This window comes from Acinetobacter sp. KH_038 (genome assembly GCF_057839405.1).
The window spans coordinates 1,695,146-1,715,821 of the sequence record NZ_CM174489.1 but is presented as its reverse complement, the minus strand read 5'-3'; the positions used below and the strand labels follow the sequence as shown (position 1 = coordinate 1,715,821).

24 protein-coding genes and 1 other RNA gene are annotated in these 20,676 nt (G+C 43.7%); 13 read left to right on the top strand and 12 right to left on the bottom strand.

Features of this window, described 5'->3' with window-relative positions:
• Positions 1 to 28: 28 nt before the first annotated feature.
• Entirely contained in the window at positions 29 to 826 is a 798-nt protein-coding gene (locus tag AC3IT7_RS08065) for a tol-pal system YbgF family protein (protein ID WP_489248084.1), read from the bottom strand.
• 293 nt (positions 827 to 1,119) lie between these two features.
• Here AC3IT7_RS08065 and ffs point away from each other — a divergent pair.
• An RNA gene (ffs, locus tag AC3IT7_RS08060) (signal recognition particle sRNA small type) lies at positions 1,120 to 1,216 on the top strand.
• Positions 1,217 to 1,409: 193 nt separating this feature from the next.
• Here ffs and AC3IT7_RS08055 read toward each other — a convergent pair.
• From AC3IT7_RS08055 to AC3IT7_RS08040, 4 genes are all read right to left on the bottom strand, one after another.
• Entirely contained in the window at positions 1,410 to 2,021 is a 612-nt protein-coding gene (locus AC3IT7_RS08055) for a regulatory protein RecX (protein ID WP_489248083.1), read from the bottom strand.
• 90 nt (positions 2,022 to 2,111) lie between these two features.
• Entirely contained in the window at positions 2,112 to 3,152 is a 1,041-nt protein-coding gene (gene recA, locus AC3IT7_RS08050) for a recombinase RecA (protein WP_489248082.1), read from the bottom strand.
• 145 nt (positions 3,153 to 3,297) lie between these two features.
• Positions 3,298 to 3,738 (bottom strand): RNA-binding S4 domain-containing protein, encoded by a 441-nt coding sequence (locus AC3IT7_RS08045; protein ID WP_005096718.1) that lies wholly within the window; start codon positions 3,736 to 3,738, stop codon positions 3,298 to 3,300.
• Positions 3,731 to 4,417: an HAD-IA family hydrolase gene (locus AC3IT7_RS08040; protein ID WP_489248081.1), complete on the bottom strand. Its 687-nt coding sequence runs from the start codon at positions 4,415 to 4,417 to the stop codon at positions 3,731 to 3,733. Before AC3IT7_RS08040 ends, AC3IT7_RS08045 begins: the two co-directional genes overlap by 8 nt.
• Positions 4,418 to 4,429: 12 nt before the next feature.
• Here AC3IT7_RS08040 and AC3IT7_RS08035 point away from each other — a divergent pair, with 12 nt between their 5' ends.
• Positions 4,430 to 5,281 (top strand): 3'(2'),5'-bisphosphate nucleotidase CysQ family protein, encoded by an 852-nt coding sequence (locus AC3IT7_RS08035; RefSeq protein WP_489248080.1) that lies wholly within the window; start codon positions 4,430 to 4,432, stop codon positions 5,279 to 5,281.
• Positions 5,282 to 5,340: 59 nt separating this feature from the next.
• On the top strand, positions 5,341 to 6,081 hold the full coding sequence (locus tag AC3IT7_RS08030; RefSeq protein WP_489248079.1) for a histidine phosphatase family protein: 741 nt from the start codon (positions 5,341 to 5,343) through the stop codon (positions 6,079 to 6,081).
• Between the two features lie 150 nt (positions 6,082 to 6,231).
• Here the strand turns inward: AC3IT7_RS08030 and AC3IT7_RS08025 are convergent, their stop codons facing one another.
• Both AC3IT7_RS08025 and rpsT read right to left on the bottom strand, forming a co-directional pair.
• On the bottom strand, positions 6,232 to 6,825 hold the full coding sequence (locus AC3IT7_RS08025) for a hypothetical protein (protein ID WP_489248078.1): 594 nt from the start codon (positions 6,823 to 6,825) through the stop codon (positions 6,232 to 6,234).
• A 191-nt stretch (positions 6,826 to 7,016) separates the two neighbouring features.
• Complete coding sequence (gene rpsT / locus AC3IT7_RS08020; protein WP_489248077.1) at positions 7,017 to 7,283, bottom strand: 30S ribosomal protein S20; 267 nt, start codon at positions 7,281 to 7,283, stop codon at positions 7,017 to 7,019.
• Positions 7,284 to 7,497: 214 nt separating this feature from the next.
• On the opposite strand from rpsT, the gene AC3IT7_RS08015 reads away from it, so the two are divergent.
• The 5 genes from AC3IT7_RS08015 (at position 7,498) to AC3IT7_RS07995 (ending at position 12,393) form a co-directional block, all read left to right on the top strand.
• Positions 7,498 to 8,163, top strand: coding sequence for an NAD(P)H-binding protein (locus AC3IT7_RS08015; protein WP_489248076.1), 666 nt, complete (start codon positions 7,498 to 7,500; stop codon positions 8,161 to 8,163).
• A gap of 11 nt (positions 8,164 to 8,174) precedes the next feature.
• On the top strand, positions 8,175 to 8,684 hold the full coding sequence (gene rraA, locus AC3IT7_RS08010) for a ribonuclease E activity regulator RraA (RefSeq protein WP_489248075.1): 510 nt from the start codon (positions 8,175 to 8,177) through the stop codon (positions 8,682 to 8,684).
• A 106-nt stretch (positions 8,685 to 8,790) separates the two neighbouring features.
• Positions 8,791 to 9,573 carry a glutathione S-transferase N-terminal domain-containing protein gene (locus AC3IT7_RS08005; RefSeq protein ID WP_489248074.1) on the top strand — a complete coding sequence of 261 codons (783 nt, stop codon included), beginning with the start codon at positions 8,791 to 8,793 and terminating at the stop codon, positions 9,571 to 9,573.
• A gap of 220 nt (positions 9,574 to 9,793) precedes the next feature.
• Positions 9,794 to 10,471, top strand: a complete 678-nt coding sequence (locus tag AC3IT7_RS08000; protein ID WP_489248073.1) for a response regulator — start codon at positions 9,794 to 9,796, stop codon at positions 10,469 to 10,471.
• Complete coding sequence (locus AC3IT7_RS07995) at positions 10,471 to 12,393, top strand: sensor histidine kinase (protein ID WP_489249991.1); 1,923 nt, start codon at positions 10,471 to 10,473, stop codon at positions 12,391 to 12,393. Before AC3IT7_RS08000 ends, AC3IT7_RS07995 begins: the two co-directional genes overlap by 1 nt.
• A gap of 77 nt (positions 12,394 to 12,470) precedes the next feature.
• On the opposite strand, the gene AC3IT7_RS07990 is transcribed toward AC3IT7_RS07995, so the two are convergent.
• Genes AC3IT7_RS07990 through AC3IT7_RS07980 form a run of 3 tightly spaced genes read right to left on the bottom strand, consistent with a single transcriptional unit; the run spans position 12,471 to position 14,640 of the window.
• Positions 12,471 to 13,637 (bottom strand): ribosomal protein uL16 3-hydroxylase, encoded by a 1,167-nt coding sequence (locus tag AC3IT7_RS07990; protein WP_489248072.1) that lies wholly within the window; start codon positions 13,635 to 13,637, stop codon positions 12,471 to 12,473.
• A 26-nt stretch (positions 13,638 to 13,663) separates the two neighbouring features.
• Positions 13,664 to 14,257 carry a Maf family protein gene (locus tag AC3IT7_RS07985; protein WP_489248071.1) on the bottom strand — a complete coding sequence of 198 codons (594 nt, stop codon included), beginning with the start codon at positions 14,255 to 14,257 and terminating at the stop codon, positions 13,664 to 13,666.
• Positions 14,257 to 14,640, bottom strand: coding sequence for a DUF2237 family protein (locus AC3IT7_RS07980; protein WP_180085297.1), 384 nt, complete (start codon positions 14,638 to 14,640; stop codon positions 14,257 to 14,259). Before AC3IT7_RS07980 ends, AC3IT7_RS07985 begins: the two co-directional genes overlap by 1 nt.
• A 139-nt stretch (positions 14,641 to 14,779) precedes the next feature.
• Here AC3IT7_RS07980 and AC3IT7_RS07975 point away from each other — a divergent pair, with 139 nt between their 5' ends.
• The 4 genes from AC3IT7_RS07975 (at position 14,780) to AC3IT7_RS07960 (ending at position 18,498) form a co-directional block, all read left to right on the top strand.
• Positions 14,780 to 15,967 carry a phosphoglycerate kinase gene (locus AC3IT7_RS07975; protein WP_489248070.1) on the top strand — a complete coding sequence of 396 codons (1,188 nt, stop codon included), beginning with the start codon at positions 14,780 to 14,782 and terminating at the stop codon, positions 15,965 to 15,967.
• A 154-nt stretch (positions 15,968 to 16,121) separates the two neighbouring features.
• Positions 16,122 to 16,400: a hypothetical protein gene (locus AC3IT7_RS07970; protein WP_475653764.1), complete on the top strand. Its 279-nt coding sequence runs from the start codon at positions 16,122 to 16,124 to the stop codon at positions 16,398 to 16,400.
• A 119-nt stretch (positions 16,401 to 16,519) separates the two neighbouring features.
• Positions 16,520 to 17,557, top strand: a complete 1,038-nt coding sequence (gene fba, locus AC3IT7_RS07965) for a class II fructose-bisphosphate aldolase (RefSeq protein ID WP_225552626.1) — start codon at positions 16,520 to 16,522, stop codon at positions 17,555 to 17,557.
• Between the two features lie 86 nt (positions 17,558 to 17,643).
• The gene (locus AC3IT7_RS07960) at positions 17,644 to 18,498 is read left to right on the top strand and encodes an EamA family transporter (protein ID WP_489248069.1); all 855 of its coding nucleotides are present in this window, start codon (positions 17,644 to 17,646) and stop codon (positions 18,496 to 18,498) included.
• Here the strand turns inward: AC3IT7_RS07960 and AC3IT7_RS07955 are convergent.
• Complete coding sequence (locus tag AC3IT7_RS07955; protein ID WP_489248068.1) at positions 18,461 to 18,688, bottom strand: hypothetical protein; 228 nt, start codon at positions 18,686 to 18,688, stop codon at positions 18,461 to 18,463. The genes AC3IT7_RS07960 and AC3IT7_RS07955 overlap by 38 nt on opposite strands.
• Before the next feature lie 105 nt (positions 18,689 to 18,793).
• A complete protein-coding gene (gene nfsB / locus AC3IT7_RS07950; RefSeq protein ID WP_180085303.1) occupies positions 18,794 to 19,447 on the bottom strand; it encodes an oxygen-insensitive NAD(P)H nitroreductase in 654 nt (217 codons plus the stop codon).
• A gap of 243 nt (positions 19,448 to 19,690) precedes the next feature.
• Between nfsB and hpaI the strand changes: the two genes are divergently transcribed.
• Positions 19,691 to 20,485: a 4-hydroxy-2-oxoheptanedioate aldolase gene (gene hpaI, locus AC3IT7_RS07945; RefSeq protein WP_489248067.1), complete on the top strand. Its 795-nt coding sequence runs from the start codon at positions 19,691 to 19,693 to the stop codon at positions 20,483 to 20,485.
• Positions 20,486 to 20,676 lie beyond the last annotated feature (191 nt).

Below are 20,676 nucleotides of genomic sequence, written 5' to 3'. Positions count from 1 at the left end.
GCTGAATTGATTGTGATCTAGAGGATCATTACTTAAAAAATTTGGCCTCTTCCGATTGTGGATAATTGCTCAGTAATTTGTTTTTATACTGTGTGGCAATTGCCGGTTTTTGCTCGACGTCTTTGCTGATGTTATGCAGTTGGTATAGTGCACGCGCAGCACGGGTCGAGTTCGGATAGCGGTCTGCCACTATGGTGTAATTACGTTTTGCTTCTTCAAAATTCGGCGGATCGATTGCCAGATTGAATTCTGCTAACCAGAAGTAGGCATTGCTGATATACACACTATTCGGATTGTTCTTAATAAAGTTTTGCATTGGGGCAATTGCTTTGGCGGCACCACCATTTTTATAGGCATCTAAGGCCACAGTATAGGCAGCTTTTTCCAGCTCGGTCGGTTGTTGGCCATTGTTCGCTGTATTGATCTCATTTGAAGTTAAGCTGGGAGAAGTATCCTGCGGGTTGTCCTCCGTTGGACTGTCTTCAGTCGGTTCAATTTTTTGCTGCAACAGTTCCAGACGTTGATCAAGATCGGCATAACGATTGGTCAATTCACTCTTTAGCCGTTCAATCTCATTTTCCTGTTCTTCCATTTTTCCGCGCAAAATCCGTAGATCATTTTCCAGTTGCTGGTTCTTTTGCATAATCTGCCAGCTGGTATTGGTTTGCACAGGTGCGGATGTACCGGCAGAAATCGCCGGTTGGGTATTCACTGAAGCTTGATTGGCTGCTTGGCTCAAGCCACGCGATTCAATAGGGATATTGGCAAATAGCGGGGTGGTAAAGAGTGCTGTCACTGCACACAATACGGTCTTTTTAAACATCATAAAATTTCCATAATTCTTTGTGAGATACGTATCCGCTGCTCATCTTTTAAAGAAGATCATTCATCTACATTGCACACATTAAAAACGGCATTTTTAGAAATTGCAACAAGGTTTTACAAAGATCATGCGAATCTGGGTATTGATGGATTGATTATGAAGATCACTTAAAAATCAGCAGAAATATCAATATTGTTTTTAAAATAATCAAACGGATAGCTTGGCGGATTATTTTAAGGAACAAAGCTTGCAACTTGATTAAAAATCTCTATACTCTGTTTTTGTAATGGTAGCCCTGCCGGTTACTTCGCAATTGTACTCTATGAACCCCGCCAGGACCGGAAGGTAGCAACGGTAATAGAACTATGATGTGCCGGAGCTTTGCTGGTAGGGTTGCCACCATATTTTTAAATAATAAAAAATGTTTTATCCCTATCCTTTAATTTGAATTCTAGCTTAACTCATTCTTGATATTCTATTCTCTAGTTGCTCATCCTGTTCATTAAGTCATGATTCATGCTTGTTTTAAGATCAGTCTGTCCGCGCTATTTATGATTTATACATGTAATAAATCTGAACATGAGAATCAGTCGTCTGCTTTACGGCTAATCGCCTTGATAATCGCATCCATTTCAAAACCACGATACATCAGAAAGCGAATCTGTTTGGCCTTGAGCTTTGGATCTTTACTCACTTCCGTACCATACTTTTTGACTTTAAGCTCATAGGCTTGCTGCACCCAGTCGGTTTCTTTCAGTTCTTCTGCGATTAAAGCCGTATCAATTTTCTTGTTTTTCAGCTTCATTTTAATTTGATTCGGGCCTTTGCCTTTACGCTTTTGACTCGACAGCATGGTTTCAGCCACACGCTGATCACTTTGATAGTTCTCACGTGATAGTTCATCGACCAGTTCCAGCACTTCATCACGATCCTCTGCATACAGGCACAGTTTCTCGATCAGTTCAGCTTTGGCATATTCCTTACGGGTCAGCACGGCAAAGGCATAAGAACGTAAACGCGAGCCAGTTAGGCCGGGTTTTTTCTTTTCCTCTGCGGAGGTGTCAAACAGGCGCTCTTCTGGATCGAAAGCTGTTTGTGGTTTCGGGGTATTTTGCTGGGTCGATGGATTATCAGCATCGCCAAATTGCTGTTTTAAGGTTTCATAATCGAGCAGTTTGCTGAATTTTGCCTCTGACATCTTTCTCTCGCATTGTATGATCTACCTATAATAACAAAACGCCCCGTAGGGCGCTGTGTATCGATGTTTAAAGACTAGGCAGACAATAGATTAGGCATCTAAAAGATCTACTTCTTCTTTATCATCTTCTTCAGTGATGACGGCTTTGGTCAGCAGTTGCTCGCGAATCAGCTTTTCAATGGTTTGCGCCATTTCTTTATGCTCTTCTAGATAACGGATGGTGTTGTTCTTACCTTGGCCAATTTTATCACCTTGATAAGAGTACCATGCACCTGCTTTTTGCACGATTTCTTGCTGTACAGCAAGGTCGATCAATTCACCAAGATGATTCACGCCTTTACCATACAGAATCTGGAATAGTGCTTCTCTGAATGGAGGTGCCATCTTGTTTTTTACGACTTTGACCTTGGTTTCGGAACCAACAATCTCGTCACCTTCCTTCACCTGACCGATACGACGGATGTCTAGACGTACAGACGCGTAGAACTTCAGTGCGTTACCACCAGTCGTGGTTTCCGGGCTACCGAACATTACACCAATCTTCATACGAATCTGGTTAATGAAGATTACCATACAGTTTGAACGCTTGGCATTACCGGTAATTTTACGCAGTGCCTGGCTCATCAAACGGGCTTGCAGACCCATATGCGAGTCGCCCATTTCACCTTCAATTTCGGCACGTGGTGTCAAGGCAGCCACGGAATCGACAACGATCATATCGATTGCACCAGAACGCACCAGCATGTCGGCAATTTCAAGCGCCTGTTCACCGTGGTCGGGCTGCGATACCAGCAGGTTATCGATATCTACACCAAGTTTACGTGCATATTGCGGATCAAGTGCGTGCTCGGCATCGATAAATGCACACGTACCACCGGCTTTTTGACATTCTGCAATCGCTTGCAGGGTCATCGTAGTTTTACCTGACGATTCAGGGCCATAGATCTCGACGATACGACCCTTAGGCAGACCACCAATACCGAGTGCGATATCCAGGGTTAAAGAACCTGTAGATACTGCTTCAACTGCCTGAACGGTATTGTCACCAAGACGCATTACTGTGTTTTTACCAAACTGTTTTTCAATCTGGCTTAAGGCAGCATTGAGCGCCTTGTTTTTATTCTCATCCATCTTACAACCTCAATACGATGTCACTGAATTCATACTCAAGTGGATGTCTTAAATTAGAGCTTCGTTCCACAGGTGTATAGTGACAGAATTTTCCCTAGTGTTCTATAAATGTCAGCGCATGTACGACACATTCTGACGCTTGAATTTAATCGTCATTATACGACCATGACTGATCAAAACTCTGACTATTTTCATTTTTAAATTTACTGATATCCCGACGATCTTTCTTGCTTGGACGATGATCGGGACGAGCTAGATTATGCAACTTTCTTTGTGACGTAATCAATTCCCGACGTGCAATACTGACTTCGGTTTCTTCATACAGTTTTTGTGCCACGGGTGCAGGTCCGCGAACATCGGAAAGTTCCTTGACCAGTACGGTTTTCTTGTCGATGCCTTGCTGAATCGTCAGTTCCATACCGACACGGACTTCGCGTGATACTTTGACACGTTCACCATTGTGGTGGACTTTACCACCTTCAATTGCATGTTTGGCAATGGAACGGGTCTTGAAAAACCGTGCGGCCCAGAGCCATTTGTCTATACGCATGCCTACCGCATCTTCGGGTAAAGACGATTTACGCATATTTTTTTTCTACCTCAGCCTGATTTAAATGAGTGATTAAATCTGTTAATTGGTGCAGCATCGGGTAATTGCAAGTCTGACGTGCGACTTTGGCTGAAGAGGGCTGCTGAATACTGAACAGGTTCTGAATACCGTAAGCTTTGGCACCATTCAGGACTTTTTCGGTATCATCAATAAAATAAGCATGTTGCGGGTCAAAGGGATGCGTGGCGTTCAGACCTTGCCAGAATTCAACACATTCTTTGGCATGCCCAATGCTTTCCGAGCTGACAATTACATCAAAATAATTTTTTAAATTTAAGTGTTCCAGTTTAAAAGCCAGGCCGGCACAATCGGCATTGGTGGCCAGCCAGATCGGGTAGCCATTCGTTTTAAGATAATCCAGTAATTCGAGACAATGAGGGCGTAAGGCGACTTTATCTTTATGTTCGATTTGCATCGCCAGAACATCGACTTCGACTTTAGCCGTCCAGAAGCGTGAGGAATACCAGTTTAAGGTATGATTATGTTCCTGATAGAATGCAGATAGCGTTGACTGACTGTGTTCCAGGCTACAGCCATGTGTCTGGGCATAGCGCACAGGCAATAACTCATTCCAGATGAAATCATCGTAGGCAAGATCAAGTAAAGTACCGTCCATATCGAAAATGATGGTCGGTTTTTCTGGGCAATTCGACATATAAGGTTTTCTATGTTTAAAGCGACAATAACACCACAAGATCCGATGATTTTGCAGTTTGTGCCCATTTTGACACAAGCCTGCGAAATTTTGCGAGAAGAATATCAGCGTTATTGCTCGGGTGCCGCTTTTGATGTCATCAAAAAAAATGATAATTCTCCAGTGACTCAAGCAGACTTGAAGGTCAATACTTTTTTGACTCAGGCCTTGGCAGAGATTTCCGACCTGCCTTTATTGTCAGAAGAGGGCCAAGAACATGAGCGCCGCTCATGGCCAGAATTCTGGTTATTAGATCCGCTCGATGGCACAAAGGAGTTCTTGCATCAACGGCCTGAATTCACCATTAATTTGAGTTTGGTGCGCGGAAGTTTGACGACTTTTGCCATACTGGCAGTTCCGGAGCAGCAACTGATCTATTTCTGTGCAGAGCAAGGCCTGCCTTATAAATACAACATTGAAAAAAATGAGTGGTTTGCTTATAAAGCAGCGCCAATAGATAAAAAAATTGCTATTGGACTGAGTCAAAGTAGCCAGCAGAAACCCAAATATGTCGAGTATTTACACAGCCTGGCCAAATTTACCGAATATACAGAATTCAAAGCTGGCAGCGCCTACAAGTTTTGTATGATGCTGGAAGATCAGGTGGATATCTATCCGCGTTTTCATCCTACTTCTGAATGGGATACCAGTGCTGGCCAATGTATGCTCGAACGCATAGGGGGTGGTCTGGTCGATCTGCAAGGCCGTCCATTTATCTATAATCATCGTGATACCTTGCTCAATGGCGGATTTATTGCCTATAAAGATAATAATATGAAAAATATCGCATTACAGGCGGTGGCTGACATGCAGGCCGAGCATTGAGCAAAATTCTGAGCATGGTATAGTGGGGTTAACCTATTACCAATCCAGTTGGCTGTAACGTGTCCCTGAAACTGCTTCCACCGAGTATGTTAAGTGCAATTGATTTATTGCCTGATGTAAAAACGCCTGTCACCTTGTTCACACGACATTCGATTCGTGAAGATGTCCCGGGTCAAGGTCTGGCAGGTTATGACCTGCAACTGACCGGTCAAGGGCGGGATCTGGCACAGGAGTGGGGCGCTTATCTGGCTGATCAGACAGATCGTGTGATTCATCACTGTATTTCGAGTCCGATCCAGCGCTGTATTGATACTGCCGCTCTGATGATTGAGGGTGCAGATGCGGTCACTCCTGAACAAAATACCCATCGCATTGAAATTATCGAACAGGGCTTGCTGGTCGAGCCGGGCAGCTTTGTACTGGATATCCAAAAAGCCGGGCCTTATTTTGCCAAGCAGGGGGCTCTCGGTTTTGTGAATAGTTTTGTCAATAATGCTTTACCGGGGATGAAACAGCCGATTCATGGCGTAGTCGATGTGCTGGAACTGATTTACAACACTCATCCACAAAATAAATATGGACTGAGTCTGGCAGTCAGTCATGACACGATTCTGGCGGCAATGATTGCCGTAATGTCCGGGCGTCAGGATATCAGCCGGGAAGACTGGCCTAAAATGATGGAAGGCCTGTTTGTCTGGTTCGAGGGCGATGTTTTTCTGGAATCAAAACTGAAATGGATCTGGCGTGGTCAGCTGCATGAACTGGATATTGCTGATTTTAAGCGCTCCCAGCAATTCTAATTCAATACATCCTTCATCCTACGGAAAGCCCAATCGCAGATGCCATTGGGCTTTTTTACATATAGATATGTTTTTCTAAATTTTGGCTTTTAAGCGCTGAGGATTCACCTTGTTTAATATCTATTCTTTATCAAAAATAAGTTGAAAATACTATTTGAGTGAATACTCATTTAGATCCTTTAAATATTTTAATAGTTTTGGTTGTAAAGCATTTAAATTCTCAATGAGCTCTTGATCACGTTTAAAAAAATAGTTTTGATTAAAAGTATGAATATCTAATATCTGCATATACTTTTTAACAATATCTTCCAATTCACTAAATATTTTATCATCAGGAGAAATAACTAACATTACCTCTAATTTCTGCTGGTAAAAATACAGCTTTGCCATTGTGGCACACATTGCATCGAGAATATCGTTAATGGGTGAGTTAGGTCGAGCTAAAAGGTCTTTCAAGGCTACTAGATCAGTCTTTGCATCTATGTAGTTATCCCAAAAGTCATTTATTATTTTCTCATTCCTGTTATATGCCGCATTTTTTGTCCAATCATTAAATAGATGAGCCGCTATAATAGCTGCGCCCAATGTTGCCACTCCTCCAAAATAACTACCCGTAGTACTTAGAGCGCTGCTCAATGAGTTCGGACCACTATATGCCAATATCCCAAAGGTAGCCATTAGAAAAATAAATGAAATAGATAGGCTAACAATAAAGCTAAAAGCAATTGGCTTAATATTCTTCAAATTTTCCCCCTAAGCATGAATCAACAAGATATTGGTCTTTTGATATTTAAAATACTTATATTAATTTTCTTAAATTTTACTTTAATATTCTGAAAAATAGTAAAGACAACGACAATGTTAATTCTTTAACAAATAATTTAAACTTCAGGCACAAAAAAAGCCCTAAAAAGGGCTTCTTTCATTGCAACAAATTAGTTAGCTAGTGCTTTAACTTGTGCGTTCAAGCGGCTCTTGTGACGAGCTGCTTTGTTTTTATGGATGATGCCTTTGTCAGCCATGCGATCGATTACTGGAACAAGCGTTTTGTACGCTTCAGTAGCAACAGCATAGTCATTAGTGCTGATAGCAGCTAATGTACGTTTAAGATAGGTACGAACCATAGAACGCAAGCTTGCGTTGTGTTTGCGTGCTTTAACGTTTTGACGAGCACGTTTTTTAGCTTGAGCAGAGTTTGCCACTCGTGCACTCCTTGAAATAGATTGGTCTGGGCGGGCTGAAACTCAACTGAAAACCATCATCAGAGGAATTATCACCAGCCCGTAAACAAGTGCCATATTTTGATTAAACTGAGCACCGAAGTCAAGTCTTGACATGCTTTGACAACATTTTAGATGCAGAAAAATTCCAAAGAAAACGTTAGATTAGTATTCTAGCTAGGAGATCGTATAAAAAATGACTAAATCACTGACTCATCCCATCGTGATAGGTGCTACCGGTTTGGTGGGAAAACAACTCTTAAAACGTCTGCAAGACGAGCCAACCTGCGAGCAGATTACCGCAGTGGTCAGAAAATATCAAAATGACCTGGAGGCTCTGGATAAAGTTCAGCAATTGGTACTTGAAGATTTCCTGATGCTCAATGATCAGGATGTCAGCGAGCACAGTCACGGTTTTAGCTGTTTGGGCAGTACCATGAAACAAGCCGGATCCAAGCAGGCCTTTTATAATATTGATTACACGATTAACGCCCATTTTGCTGAATTGCTGCAACAGACTTCAGCGCATTACTTGCTGTTAAGTGCGATGGGCGCCAATTCCCAGTCGCATTTTTATTATAATCAGGTTAAAGGTCAGTTAGAAGAATACATACAGACCTTGATGCTGGATAAAATCAGCCTGATTCGGCCTTCGTTATTAATTGGCGAACGTCCCGAACAGCGTTTCTTGGAGGATGCCGCACAACAGGTCTATCATAAGATCTCGCGTTTTATTCCGGATCGTTTTGCTTATAAGCCAGTGACAGCCGAGCAGGTGGCTCATACTATGGTCGAGGCCGCGCTGGCGCAGACGGTAAAATTTGAAATTTATGATAATTTACGCATACAAAAAATGAAATGAGGGGAAACACCGTGTCTACAGCAGCATTTGTCACCTGTGACTTATTGGATGATCATCCGGAATTAGAGCTTCAAGTGGTGACACCTTGCCTGGACGGGAAATTTTTTAAAAGCTATGGCGCCCGTAAAAGCTTTGCAGGTCAGATCGTGACGGTAAAATGTTTTGAAGATAACTCGCGGGTCAAAGAGTTACTGGCAACTGATGGAACGGGGAAGGTGCTGGTGGTTGATGGTGGTGCATCGATGCGCTGTGCGCTGATGGGTGACCTGATTGCAGCATCTGCGGTTAAGAATCACTGGAATGGGGTGATTATTTATGGTTGTGTGCGTGATGTAGATGCGATTGCTGAATTAGACCTGGGTGTATATGCTCTGGCTGCCATTCCGCAAAAAAGTAATCGTAAGGGCGTGGGTGAAGTCGATGTTCGCCTATGTTTTGGTGGGGTCACATTTAACTCTGGCGATTATGTCTATGCAGACAATAATGGCATTGTGGTCTCTAAAACAGCCTTGATTGCTTAATCGGCCGGGCACCACATTAAAGAATAACAAAACTGATCTATACCGCGAAAGACAGGATGCTTACATTCTGTCTTTCAGTTGAATAAAACAAAAACAGGAAAATATTATGTTGGGTCATCAAATCAAAGTTGCACAGGCTTTAGTCTCGGCAGTGGCCGAAGGTGGACGCGGTATGGTCGGTACGCCGTTTCCAAATCAGCCTGAAAAAGCCTTGAAGCTCTATGAATATGAGGGTTCGCCATTTTGTCGCCGGGTGCGTGAAGTCATGACCTTGCTGAATCTGGATTATGAGGTCTATCCATGTCCACGTGGTGGTACTCATTTTCGTCCTGAAGTACAGCAATTAGGCGGAAAACTCCAGTTTCCTTTTTTAGTCGATGAAAATACCGGTGATCGGCTCTATGAGTCCCAGGACATTATTCATCATCTGTTCAAGCACTATGGTAAAACAGGCAAAACCCCAAAAAAATATTCTCACTATCCAAAAATTCCCGTGGCTGCAATTGCCGGTACTTTGCTTAACGGTTTACGGGGCGGAATGGTGAATCCCAAGATTAAAGATCGGCCAACGCCTGAACAGTTATTAGAATTATGGGGCTTTGAAGCCAGTCCTTATACCCGAATTGTACGCGCTGTTTTGAGTGAGCTGGAAGTTCCGTTTATTTTTCATAATGTCGCCAAAGAGCGCTGGCAAGATTATGGACCAGCTAAATTGCGTTTAAAACCGGGAAATTATGAACCTTTAGCAGGCGGTAAGCGTGAACATTTATTTGAAATGATGGGAAATAATATTCAGGTTCCTTATCTGGTCGATCCAAATACAGGTACCAAGATGTTTGAATCAGCTGAGATTGTAAAATACTTAAAACAGCAGTATGGTCCGGCTTAAAGCATCCATCCGGCTAAAGTTCTAAAATTTTTTTCCAAAAATGCCATCCATTCAGCAGATGGCATTTTTTATGCCGGTTTCAAGCAGTTCGTAGTTATATAGCTACTATAAGGCTAAAAAGAAATAGCATAAAAATGAAATAAATCATGATTTTTAGGTTTTTTTTGGTTATATTTTAATCTTTCAAGGGGATATAACAATAAATATAAGAGGTGTGCTTATGACAGCACCAGAGGCAGTTTTGCCAGTACCTGTATTAATCGTTGAAGACGAGTATGTCATTCAGCGACGTTTAAAAATGATACTGACCAATTTGGGCTATAGCGAAGACGTTCTGCTCTTTGCCAATAATCTTAAAGAAGCCTATTTTATTTTACAGCAACAACCAGTTTCACTGGCATTAGTCGATTTGGGGCTGCCAGATGGCAGTGGAATTTCGATTATTGAGAAAATTCGCGAGAATGACACGCAAACCCTGATCTTGGTGGTATCGGCCTGGAGTACACAGAACAGCTTATTTACCGCGATTCAGGCAGGTGCCACCGGTTATGTATTAAAAGAACGCGATGATGTGGAAGTGACCTTGGCAATTCGCAGTATTTTACGCGGTGGTGCACCGATTGACCCTTTTATTGCGCGTGAAATACTCAAGCAGATTTCGATATCATCACCACCCGTCGAACGCAGCCCTCCGGATACTGAACAGGAAACACTGACTCAGCGGGAAAAGGAAATCCTGTCACTGGTTGCACAAGGCTTAAGTAATCGCGAGATTGCCGAGCAGCTCTGTGTATCACGTTATACCGTTGAAAGTCATATCAAGCATATTTACCGAAAACTCTCTGTCAGCAGGCGTACCAAAGCGGTCAGTACCGCACGGCATTTGGGAATTCTATGATGCATCCTGCGGATCCTGAACGCAGGCTACAGCAAAAGTGGCAATGGATTGTTATTCTGGTCTGTTGCAGTTGGCTATGCCTGTTAAGCAGTATGAGTCACGCAAACACCCATTTTAAGATTAATGATCTGTGTCAGGTAAAGGTTGAATATGTTCAGAAGGTCAAGGCTCAGAGTCATACCCAGATACCTGCCACAGGCTGGCAAAGTGTCAGTTTGCCGGATAATTGGCAACGTAACTGGAACAACTATCATGGTGGCGCCTGGTATAAACTGATGTGGAACTGGTCATGCCAGGACAATATTCGTCTTGCAGAGCCAATAGCCTTTTCAATTGATTATATTAATTCGGCTGGAGCAGTATTCCTGAATGGAGATCTACTCTGGTCAGATCAGAATCTGCAAGAACCGTTGTCGAAAAGCTGGAATATGCCGCGGTACTGGATTTTGCCAACGCGTGGCTTAAACACGGACAGTAATGAAATTCTGATTTATGTACAGGGTTACAGTTTCCAGAATGCCGGACTGGGACAAGTTGAATTTAATAATGTTCTGGTCAATAGCCAAAAGCATTTAGGCAAAATCTGGGATCGCCGGACACTGTTTCAGATGAATATGATTTTCTCGGTAATGATCGGTATCATCTGTTTTATTGTCTGGCAATTACGCCGTTCAGAAACCGCCTTTGGCTGGCTGGCACTCAGTTCATTCTTGTGGGTCCTGTTTATTTCCAATGTACTGACCACGGAAAGCTTTCCATTTCACTCCAGCATTGCGGCCAGCAAAGCCAACATGCTTTTTTTTATTGCCTATATCCATTGCTTCAGTCTGTATCTGATCCGCTTTTTAAAACAGAAATTTAAGTATGTAGAGCGGGGTCTTATTCTGACCACGCTGTTATTCAGTATGCTGATTGTGATGAGTCCCTTAAATTATCTGGGTCAGGTGCTGAGCACAGCATTTATTGGCTATGTAGTGTTATTTATAAGCTGCATTGTTTATGTCAGCTATCAGGCCATCACCACCCGTAATGGAGAATATCTTTTCCTGATGCTGTGTCTCTGGGGGATTTTGTTGTGTGGGATTGTCGATCTGATTATTTTGATGCAAACGGCGATTGATGATTTTTCACCTTTATCACCCTATACCTCACCAATGATTATCCTGTTTGTTGTGCTGATTATGGCGGCACGCTTAAATCGGAATATCAGAAAAATCGAAAAATTTAATACCCAGCTAGAGCGTAAAGTCCAGCAGGTCAGTGCTGACCTGAACAGAAGCCTGAGTGATCGGCATAAACTGGAGCTGGATAATGTCCGCTTACAGGAGCGGATTAACTTATCCCATGAACTGCATGATGGACTGGGTGGCTCTATTGTGCGCTCGATGATTCTGGTCGATCAGAGCACGGATACTATTCCCAACCGGCAGTTTCTTTCTATGTTGAAGCTGCTCAGAGATGATCTCAGGCAAATCATTGATAGTGGTTCATCTATTGACAATAAAGTGCCGGAAACCCCGATACTCTGGATTGCACCGGTGCGCTATCGCTTTACCCAGCTGATGGAAGAAATGAATATTGAGGTGGAATGGTTCTTTCCAAAGGTCTGGCAGCGTGAGCCGACAGCACTACAATGTTTGACCCTGATTCGGGTAGTTGAAGAAAGTCTGACCAATATCATTAAGCACAGTCAGGCCAGTCAGGTCAAAGTCAGTCTGGAATATTCTTTGCCCCATCAGCTCACCTTGACGATTCAGGATAATGGCATTGGTTTCGATACTGAAATGGTGCAAAAAAATGGCCTGAGTATTGGCATGCGTAGTATGAAAATGCGGGTTGAGCGTATGGGTGGAGTGTTCCAGATTGAATCTGAGCAAGGAAATACACTGATTCGTGTGGTGCTGGAACTTTATCAGCCATAATTGGATAGAATTCCAGTATCTTTAAAATGAAAAAAGAGGATCATCTGATCCTCTTTTACTTAGAGTTTAATTTAAAATTATTCTTCAGCTGGTGGAACCAGCATCAGTACCGCCTCATTTAACAATGCCGCGACATCTTCCAGCATATCTTCGTCAGCAAAGTCTTCATCGAGTAAGATGGCTTCACCATCTGCAAGCTGTTTGAGTTTTGCAGTAAAGCTATCCGAGATTTCAATGCCTTCACCATTGGCCCAGAACAGAACATCGCCATCTGCTTCAGTGTAGAGCAGGCGTGAAGCAGGTTCGAGCATCAGGCTATAACCCTGATCTAAGGCTTCTTCCAGGTCACCAGTGCCGATTTCTTCTGCTTCAGGCAGGTTTTCCGGATATTTTGGTTCTGACATCAAGCTCATGATCGCATCTTCAAGCACATTGGAATTGTGCAGTTGCTGCATGATTTTTTCTTTTAGAAACTCAAGTTCATTGCCTGTGACTTCACCCGCTTTAGAGATCTGGTCGCGAATAATATCGGTCAATGGATTGCGTAAACTTTCATTTTCAGAGAACTTGTCGCCAACCCGATCCATCATGTCACTCACATTTGGCATGCGGAAACCGAATGAATAAGTCAGACAGTCATCTTCTGCTACGCCGTAATGTGCCAGGCCGGGCGGCACATAGAGCAAGTCGCCAGGCGCCAGCACTTCATCAAAGTTGACTTCAATCTCAGGCAGCAGTTTCAGTGGTTGACCTGGAACAAACGCAGTTTCGGCATCACACATTTGCCCGAGCTGCCAGCGACGATGACCGTAGCCCTGTACCAGAAACACATCATAGAAATCGAAATGTTTGCCGACTGAACCGCCTTGTGGTGCATACGACACCATGATGTCATCACGACGCCACTGCGGAATAAACGGGAATTTTTTCCACATTTCTGCCAGATCAAATGAATAGTGGTCTACTGCTTGTACTAAAAGCGTCCACAGCTTGGGCATTTTCTGGAAATCAGCTTTTAAAAGCGGTGAAGATTTCACACTCCATTGATTGGGGTCGCGATCTTTTTGCTTGATTAAACGCGCAGTGACATGTTCCTCAAGTGCAAGTTCCATCACGTCATCAGGTTCAAGCAGATTGGCGATTTCAGGCATCGCATTACGCACCAGTAACGGTTTTTTTTGCCAGTATTCACTAAGGAATTGTTCAGCAGTGATGCCGCCTAAAACATCTAAAGATTGAGACATAGATTACAGCCTGAATTAAGGGGAGATTAAGGAACTAAAATTTTCAATTCACGAAGAATATTGCACAGCTTGATCATCGGCATACCCATCAGTGTGGTCTGGTCTTGCCCGATCATTTCTTCAAACAGGCTAATCCCTAAGCTTTCGCATTTGAAACTGCCAGCACAATGTAAAGGCTGTTCAATTTCGACATAGCGTTCGATTTCGGCCTTGGACAGTTTGCGAAACTTGACTTTATAGTGCTCGACCAGCGTTTGCTCGAAACCAGTAGCCTGCTGTTGCACGCTGAGTGCCGTACTAAAATAGACAATCTTGTCCGAGTTGGCCTGTAACTGGCGGATGGCTTTATCAGCCGTGATCGGCTTGCCAATGAAAATATCCGGTGCACCTTCGCGCCATGCCACCTGATCCGAACCAATTACAATCGCATCCGGGTTTTGCCCGGCAATATAGCTGGCTTTCTCAAAAGCCAGACGCTTGGCTAGGTCATCTGCATGATTTTCACCGCGAGGAGATTCATCAATATTCGGCACCATAGAGATGTAGTCAATATGCAGGCGATCCATCAACTCTTTACGGGTTTGGCTAGAGGAGGCCAAAATAATCGGTACAGCATTCATTAGACAGCATATTCCTCAAGAATATTTAAAGGCACATAAGACAGTACCGCTTTGTGACAGGCTTGCAGCTTGACGGGCGGTGCCTGACCTGCTTCATAGGCTTCTACCCAACGCGTCACGCACAGACACCAGAAATCGCCAGGTTGCAGGCCGGGGAAGTCCAGTTCTGGCAAAGGGGTAATCAGGTCATTACCTACTTTTTGCGAAAAATTGAGAAATTCCGACGTCATCTGCGCACATACCGTATGCTGACCCAGATCGGTGGTCGCAGTATGGCAAAAGCCATTGCGGAAATAACCGGTAATCGGATCGAAGCAGCAGCTTGACAAAGGCTCACCTAACACGTTCAAGCGGTTAAGATTTGGATCAGGATGTATCGACATAGGCACTGAATCTAAAAGAAGCTTTTTTCTATCATAACAAAACTTTGGCATTCAGAATGTTTTCTGCAAAAGATGCTAACCTTTTTCTGCATAATCATTTAAAATCGGCTGGTTTTAATATCTATAAAGTGAGCTCTACATGAACTTTCAGCGTATGACTGACCTCGATTTAGCAGGTAAACGTGTTCTGATCCGTGAAGATTTAAACGTTCCTGTTAAAAATGGTGTGATCACCAGCGATGCGCGTCTTCGTGCCGCATTGCCAACCATTCAAGCAGCAGTTGAAAAAGGCGCTGCAGTAATGGTGTATTCTCACCTTGGTCGTCCGGTTGAAGGTGAGCCTAAAGCTGAACAATCGCTGGCTCCTGTAGCGGCTTACTTGACTGAAGCTCTGGGTCAAGAGGTTAAACTGTTTACTGACTATTTAGATGGTGTTGAGGTTCAACCAGGTCAAGTTGTTTTACTTGAAAACTGTCGTTTTAATGTCGGTGAAAAGAAAAACAATCCTGAACTTGCCGCAAAATATGCAGCACTTTGTGATGTATTCGTGATGGATGCATTCGGTACAGCGCACCGTGCAGAAGCATCAACTGAGGGTGTGGCGCGTTTAGCGAAAGTTGCGGCGGCAGGTCCTTTATTGGCAGCAGAACTGGATGCTTTGGGCCGTGCGCTCAAAACCCCTGAAAAACCAATGGTGGCAATTGTTGCCGGTTCTAAGGTATCAACCAAGCTTGATGTGTTGACTTCACTGTCCGACATCTGCGATCAATTGATCGTGGGTGGTGGTATTGCCAATACCTTCCTTGCTGCGGCAGGTTATAACGTGGGGAAATCACTGTGTGAAAAAGATCTGATCGACACTGCAAAAGCCATTGCTGCCAAAGTATCTGTGCCACTTCCAACTGACGTGGTGGTTGCGGATGCTTCTGAAATCAATTTTGAAGATTTCCTGGGTTCATTGGCTGCTGCAAAAGCAACAGTGAAAAACGTTGCCGATGTTGCTGACAACGACATGATTCTGGATGTAGGCCCGGAAACTGCAAAAGCATTTGCGGAAATCCTGAAAACCTCTAAAACCATTCTCTGGAATGGCCCGGTGGGTGTATTCGAAGTTGATCAATTCGGTGAAGGTACCAAAACTTTATCTTTGGCGATTGCTGAATCGGAAGGTTTCTCGATTGCGGGTGGAGGTGACACGCTTGCTGCGATTGATAAATATGAAGTGGCGGACAAAATCGGTTATATCTCGACTGGTGGTGGTGCATTCCTTGAATTTGTTGAAGGTAAAACCCTTCCTGCAGTGGCAGTACTCCTAGAACGTGCTTGATTGCATTTCTGAGAACAAAAAAGCTGGCACATGCCGGCTTTTTTTATGTCAATTTTTTGACAAAGATAAATACTGCTTCATGGCTTGGTCATCAAAATGCAATAAATCTGTCATAAGATGCAGACATTAAATCACCAAATGATGAGATTACGTGATGAAAAAACAGTTAACTTTGGCGGCATTATTGGCGGCATCATTGGCACTGACGGCATGTGCGAAACAGGAAAGTGCACCGGTTGCTGAAGCAGAAGGCTCGGCAGCAGTAGCGACTGAGACTGTAACGCCAGAACAGCAAGCGGCAATTGATGCCATTGACCAGCCAGTTTTAGATGAAAAGAATACCGATATTCCAGCTGAAATTGCCAATGCACCAGCAGATGCAGCCACTGCAGATGCGTCAGTTGCAGCGACTTCCGAGCCTGTAGCACCTTAATCCAGTCCATGTGACACAAAATCCCTGCAAAAGCAGGGATTTTTTTTAAATAGTGTTATTTGTTGCTGAATTGAAACCTTTGAACATGTAGAATATGTGGCATTCACTGGGAGGATATTATGGCTCTTATTTCATTGCGCCAGCTCTTGGATCACGCCGGCGAACATGCTTACGGCGTACCAGCATTTAACGTAAACAACTTAGAACAAATGCGTGCAATTATGCTTGCAGCAGATGCAACCAATTCACCTGTAATCGTACAAGCATCTGCGGGTGCGCGTAAATATGCAGGCGCTCCGTTCTTGCGTCACCTTATTCTGGCTGCAATTGAAGAATGGCCACATATTCCAGTGGTAATGCACCAAGATCACGGAACCAGCCCTGACATTTGCCAGCGTTCAATTCAGCTTGGTTTTTCATCAGTCATGATGGACGGCTCGCTTGGTGAAGATGGCAAAACCCCAACTTCATACGAATATAACGTTGATGTAACTCGCCGTACAGTTCAAATGGCACATGCATGTGGCGTTTCTGTAGAAGGTGAAATCGGTTGTTTAGGTAGCCTGGAAACAGGTATGGCCGGTGAAGAAGATGGTGTAGGCGCAGAAGGCGTACTGGATCATTCGCAACTTTTAACTTCAGTTGAAGAAGCACGCAGTTTTGTTGCTGATACCAATGTAGATGCGCTGGCGATTGCAGTCGGTACATCTCACGGTGCTTACAAGTTCACACGTCCACCTACAGGTGATATTCTGGCGATTGACCGCATTAAAGAAATTCATGCGGCACTGCCAAATACGCATCTTGTGATGCACGGTTCAAGCTCTGTGCCACAAGAATGGCTGGCTGTGATTAACCAGTATGGCGGCGACATCAAGGAAACTTATGGTGTTCCGGTTGAGCAACTGGTTGAAGCGATCAAGCACGGTGTACGCAAAATCAACATCGATACTGACTTGCGTTTAGCATCTACCGGTGCAATGCGTCGTATGATGGCTGAAAAACCAAGCGAATTCGATCCACGTAAATTCTTCAGCGCAACGGTTGATGCCATGAAGCAAATTTGTGTTGACCGTTATGAAGCATTTGGTACTGCAGGTAATGCAGACAAGATTCGCCCAATTTCTTTAGAGAAAATGGTGTCACATTATAAATAATTCCCGGTGAATCATTTATAAATAAAAGCCCACTGCAAATGTGGGCTTTTTTGTAGACAAATAAAGATCAAGAATAAGAGCAGCATATGGAACTGATTTTCGCAGCAGCGCTGTGTAGCGTTGTGGTCTCAATATTATTAAAAGTCGCCAAAAGCAGGGGATTGAGTCCGATCCACATGATTAGCTGGAATTATGCCACCGCCAGCGTGTTGTGCTTTTTCTGGTTCAAGCCTGATATTCAGCATATTTCAATGACCCAGACGCCCTGGCTGCTTATTCTGGCATTGGGCATTTTACTGCCGAGCGTCTTCCTGTTTCTGGCCAAGGCTCTGGAAAGCGCTGGAATTTTAAAAACAGAAATTGCCCAGCGACTGTCTGTGGTTTTGTCACTGGCTGCGGCTTATTTTATTTTTCAGGAACAGTTTAATCAGCTGAAAATACTCGGGATCGTCTTAGGGATTGGCGCAGTGCTGTGCATCCTGTTTTCGCATCGACAGGGAGCAGGACAGGGTAATCAGGGCATACTGTACCTGGGACTGGTCTGGGTCGGTTATGCACTGATTGATGTCTTGTTAAAATACACCACCAGTCTGGGTTTACAGTTCGCCGTTGCCCTCAATCTGATGTTTGTCTTTGCGCTGATCATCTCCATGGGCTATCTGCTGCTTAAGTATAAAAGCCTGGGCTCAATCCAGACGATAGGGTCTGGTTTGTTATTGGGTGTCCTGAATTTTGCCAATATCGCTTTTTATGTGAAAGCCCATATGCTGCTTAAGGATTCACCGGCAATTGTCTTTGCCGGCATGAATATTCTAGTGGTGGTTTTTGGTGTGATTGCAGGTGTGCTGTTCTTTAAAGAACGACTCAAACCTGCAAGTGCTGCGGGATTATTGCTGGGTTTAACTAGTGTGATTTGCCTAGCTTATGCCATGTCTGTTTGATATAAGAAGATGCAAATTCAAGAGGATGTCGTAGCAGGTCACCGGCCTCGGCCAGTCCAAGCAGTAAACCCGCCTGTTGGCAGTCAGGACAGCGCGGATAACGGTGGGATTGATCTTTGTAGTGCTGGAGATAAATTTTATCGCAATGATGGCATTCAAATTTCAGGGATTTGGATCTAAGCAGCGACATAGATGACCTCTATTGTTATTCTATTGACTGTGAACTAGATAAAGCAAAAATAGGCCCGAATTGACACAAAAAGGGGCGCTTGGCCCCTTTTATAACATAAAAATTTTACAGTTTGGTGAAAATATCTTCAGCGGGCAGGCGCGATTTAGGCAGCTTGGCATTAAAGTCATTTTCACTGCGATAACCCAGAGTCAGCAGCACTGAGGGGATTAGTCCCTGTTCTGCAAGTTGTAATTCCTCACTGATAATTTCTTCATCAAAGCCGCCAATCGGTGTGGCATCTACGCCTTCAATTCCGGCAGCCAACAGCATCTGACCGAGTGCAATAAAGGTTTGATTTTCAGCCCAGCGCTGAATGTCACCTTTTTCATTGCGATAATAATGAATATAGCCTGCACGGGTGTTTTTCTGGCCTTCTTTAGCCGACTCATCTTTAAAGCGACCACTGAGATCATCGCGATTCAGCAAGTTTTCCAGATGCAGCTCATTAATATCGGCTTTGGTACAAAATAAAATGGTATGCGAAGAATCCAGAACTTTGGGTGCATTATAAGCATAGGTGCCGACCAACGCTTTGGCAATGCGCTGTTTGGCTGCCTCATGATCGGCAATGAAAAAATGCCATGGCTGAATATTGATTGAAGACGGGGCAAAACGCAAAATTTCTAATAGGCGTTCAAACTGGTCTGCCGGAATTTTCTTGCTCGGATCATAGGCTTTAGTGGCATAGCGGGTCTGTGTGATTTTGAGTAAATCCATTAATGGACTCCAATCTTTTTAAATAAACGGAGGATAGATGTTTTACAGGTATAAGATTTTGAGATCTCCTGATTATTACAATAAAAATACCTCCAGCAAAGTCTGTTGTTGAATGATCTTGATATAAATGCAAGTAAAACTTAGCGTTAAATTAGATAACAATCCAGTTTTTGTCTATTGGCACTTTTGGACAAGAAGCGTTTAATAAGCAGTATCGCCAGTAACATGCAAATAGGTCCGTAAATGCAATTTACCAATTATTTTAAACACAAACTTAAAACCCAGCAGCAAATCGGGTTGTGGATTGGGCTGGCAGATGCCTATGGTACCGAGATTGCAGCAAATGCCGGCTATGACTGGTTACTGATTGATGGTGAGCATGCTCCCAGCGATTTGAGAATCACATTGTCGCAACTGCAAAGTATTGCCGCTTATCCGTCGCAAGCGGTGGTAAGACCTCCGGTTGGCAGTGTACAGTTGATCAAGCAGCTGCTCGATATCGGTGCGCAGACTTTATTGATTCCGATGGTCGAAACTGTGGAACAGGCGGAACTGATGGTTAAGGCAGTGCGTTATCCACCGGAAGGGATTCGTGGCGTTGGTGCTGCGCTGGCACGTGCCACGCGCTGGAACAGCATTCCGAATTATTATCAGACTGCGCATGAAGAAATCTGTTTGCTGATCCAGATTGAGTCGGTTACTGGATTGAAAAATCTGGATGCTATTCTTCAGATTGATGGAATTGACGGGGTATTTATTGGCGCCGTAGACCTGTCTGCTACCATGGGCTATCAGGGAGATCCAAATCATCCAGAGGTGCAAGCCGCGGTTGTGGATGCAATTCAGCGGATTCGTGCTGCAGGTAAAGCCGCTGGTATTTTGTCAACTCAGCATGAGGTGACGCAAAAGTATCTGGAACTCGGTACTGAATTTGTTGCAGTAGGCGTTGATACCAGCGTTCTGATGAATTCATTGCGGGATTTGTTGGGAAAATATAAAACCGATGTAAATATAATTAAAACAAATACGGGATATTAATCATTTACCAGATCTGAATGAATGGATCAGATAAGATTTTGAATGCTTTTTAAGCAAAACTTGTCTGCGATGATCTATTCATTCAATTCTAACAAGATGATCATCTGTTTTTGGCCTAACATAAGGCGTAATGTGCTTCTTTCCTGAATGATGAGAAGAGCAGAACTGGACTTTTGCTGTCTGCTATCTGT

What these genes read in the sequence shown, in the direction of transcription:
- AC3IT7_RS07985 (WP_489248071.1), bottom strand. Translation starts at nt 14,257, where the DNA reads ATGAATGCTGTACCGATTATTTTGGCCTCCTCTAGCCAAACCCGTAAA.
- AC3IT7_RS08035 (WP_489248080.1), top strand. Translation starts at nt 4,430, where the DNA reads ATGTTTAAAGCGACAATAACACCACAAGATCCGATGATTTTGCAGTTT.
- AC3IT7_RS08005 (WP_489248074.1), top strand. Translation starts at nt 8,791, where the DNA reads ATGTTGGGTCATCAAATCAAAGTTGCACAGGCTTTAGTCTCGGCAGTG.
- AC3IT7_RS08065 (WP_489248084.1), bottom strand. Translation starts at nt 826, where the DNA reads ATGATGTTTAAAAAGACCGTATTGTGTGCAGTGACAGCACTCTTTACC.
- AC3IT7_RS08000 (WP_489248073.1), top strand. Translation starts at nt 9,794, where the DNA reads ATGACAGCACCAGAGGCAGTTTTGCCAGTACCTGTATTAATCGTTGAA.
- AC3IT7_RS07970 (WP_475653764.1), top strand. Translation starts at nt 16,122, where the DNA reads ATGAAAAAACAGTTAACTTTGGCGGCATTATTGGCGGCATCATTGGCA.
- fba (WP_225552626.1), top strand. Translation starts at nt 16,520, where the DNA reads ATGGCTCTTATTTCATTGCGCCAGCTCTTGGATCACGCCGGCGAACAT.
- AC3IT7_RS07990 (WP_489248072.1), bottom strand. Translation starts at nt 13,637, where the DNA reads ATGTCTCAATCTTTAGATGTTTTAGGCGGCATCACTGCTGAACAATTC.
- recA (WP_489248082.1), bottom strand. Translation starts at nt 3,152, where the DNA reads ATGGATGAGAATAAAAACAAGGCGCTCAATGCTGCCTTAAGCCAGATT.
- AC3IT7_RS07995 (WP_489249991.1), top strand. Translation starts at nt 10,471, where the DNA reads ATGCATCCTGCGGATCCTGAACGCAGGCTACAGCAAAAGTGGCAATGG.
- AC3IT7_RS07975 (WP_489248070.1), top strand. Translation starts at nt 14,780, where the DNA reads ATGAACTTTCAGCGTATGACTGACCTCGATTTAGCAGGTAAACGTGTT.
- hpaI (WP_489248067.1), top strand. Translation starts at nt 19,691, where the DNA reads ATGCAATTTACCAATTATTTTAAACACAAACTTAAAACCCAGCAGCAA.
- AC3IT7_RS08015 (WP_489248076.1), top strand. Translation starts at nt 7,498, where the DNA reads ATGACTAAATCACTGACTCATCCCATCGTGATAGGTGCTACCGGTTTG.
- AC3IT7_RS07955 (WP_489248068.1), bottom strand. Translation starts at nt 18,688, where the DNA reads ATGTCGCTGCTTAGATCCAAATCCCTGAAATTTGAATGCCATCATTGC.
- AC3IT7_RS08045 (WP_005096718.1), bottom strand. Translation starts at nt 3,738, where the DNA reads ATGCGTAAATCGTCTTTACCCGAAGATGCGGTAGGCATGCGTATAGAC.
- AC3IT7_RS08040 (WP_489248081.1), bottom strand. Translation starts at nt 4,417, where the DNA reads ATGTCGAATTGCCCAGAAAAACCGACCATCATTTTCGATATGGACGGT.
- AC3IT7_RS08055 (WP_489248083.1), bottom strand. Translation starts at nt 2,021, where the DNA reads ATGTCAGAGGCAAAATTCAGCAAACTGCTCGATTATGAAACCTTAAAA.
- nfsB (WP_180085303.1), bottom strand. Translation starts at nt 19,447, where the DNA reads ATGGATTTACTCAAAATCACACAGACCCGCTATGCCACTAAAGCCTAT.
- AC3IT7_RS07960 (WP_489248069.1), top strand. Translation starts at nt 17,644, where the DNA reads ATGGAACTGATTTTCGCAGCAGCGCTGTGTAGCGTTGTGGTCTCAATA.
- AC3IT7_RS07980 (WP_180085297.1), bottom strand. Translation starts at nt 14,640, where the DNA reads ATGTCGATACATCCTGATCCAAATCTTAACCGCTTGAACGTGTTAGGT.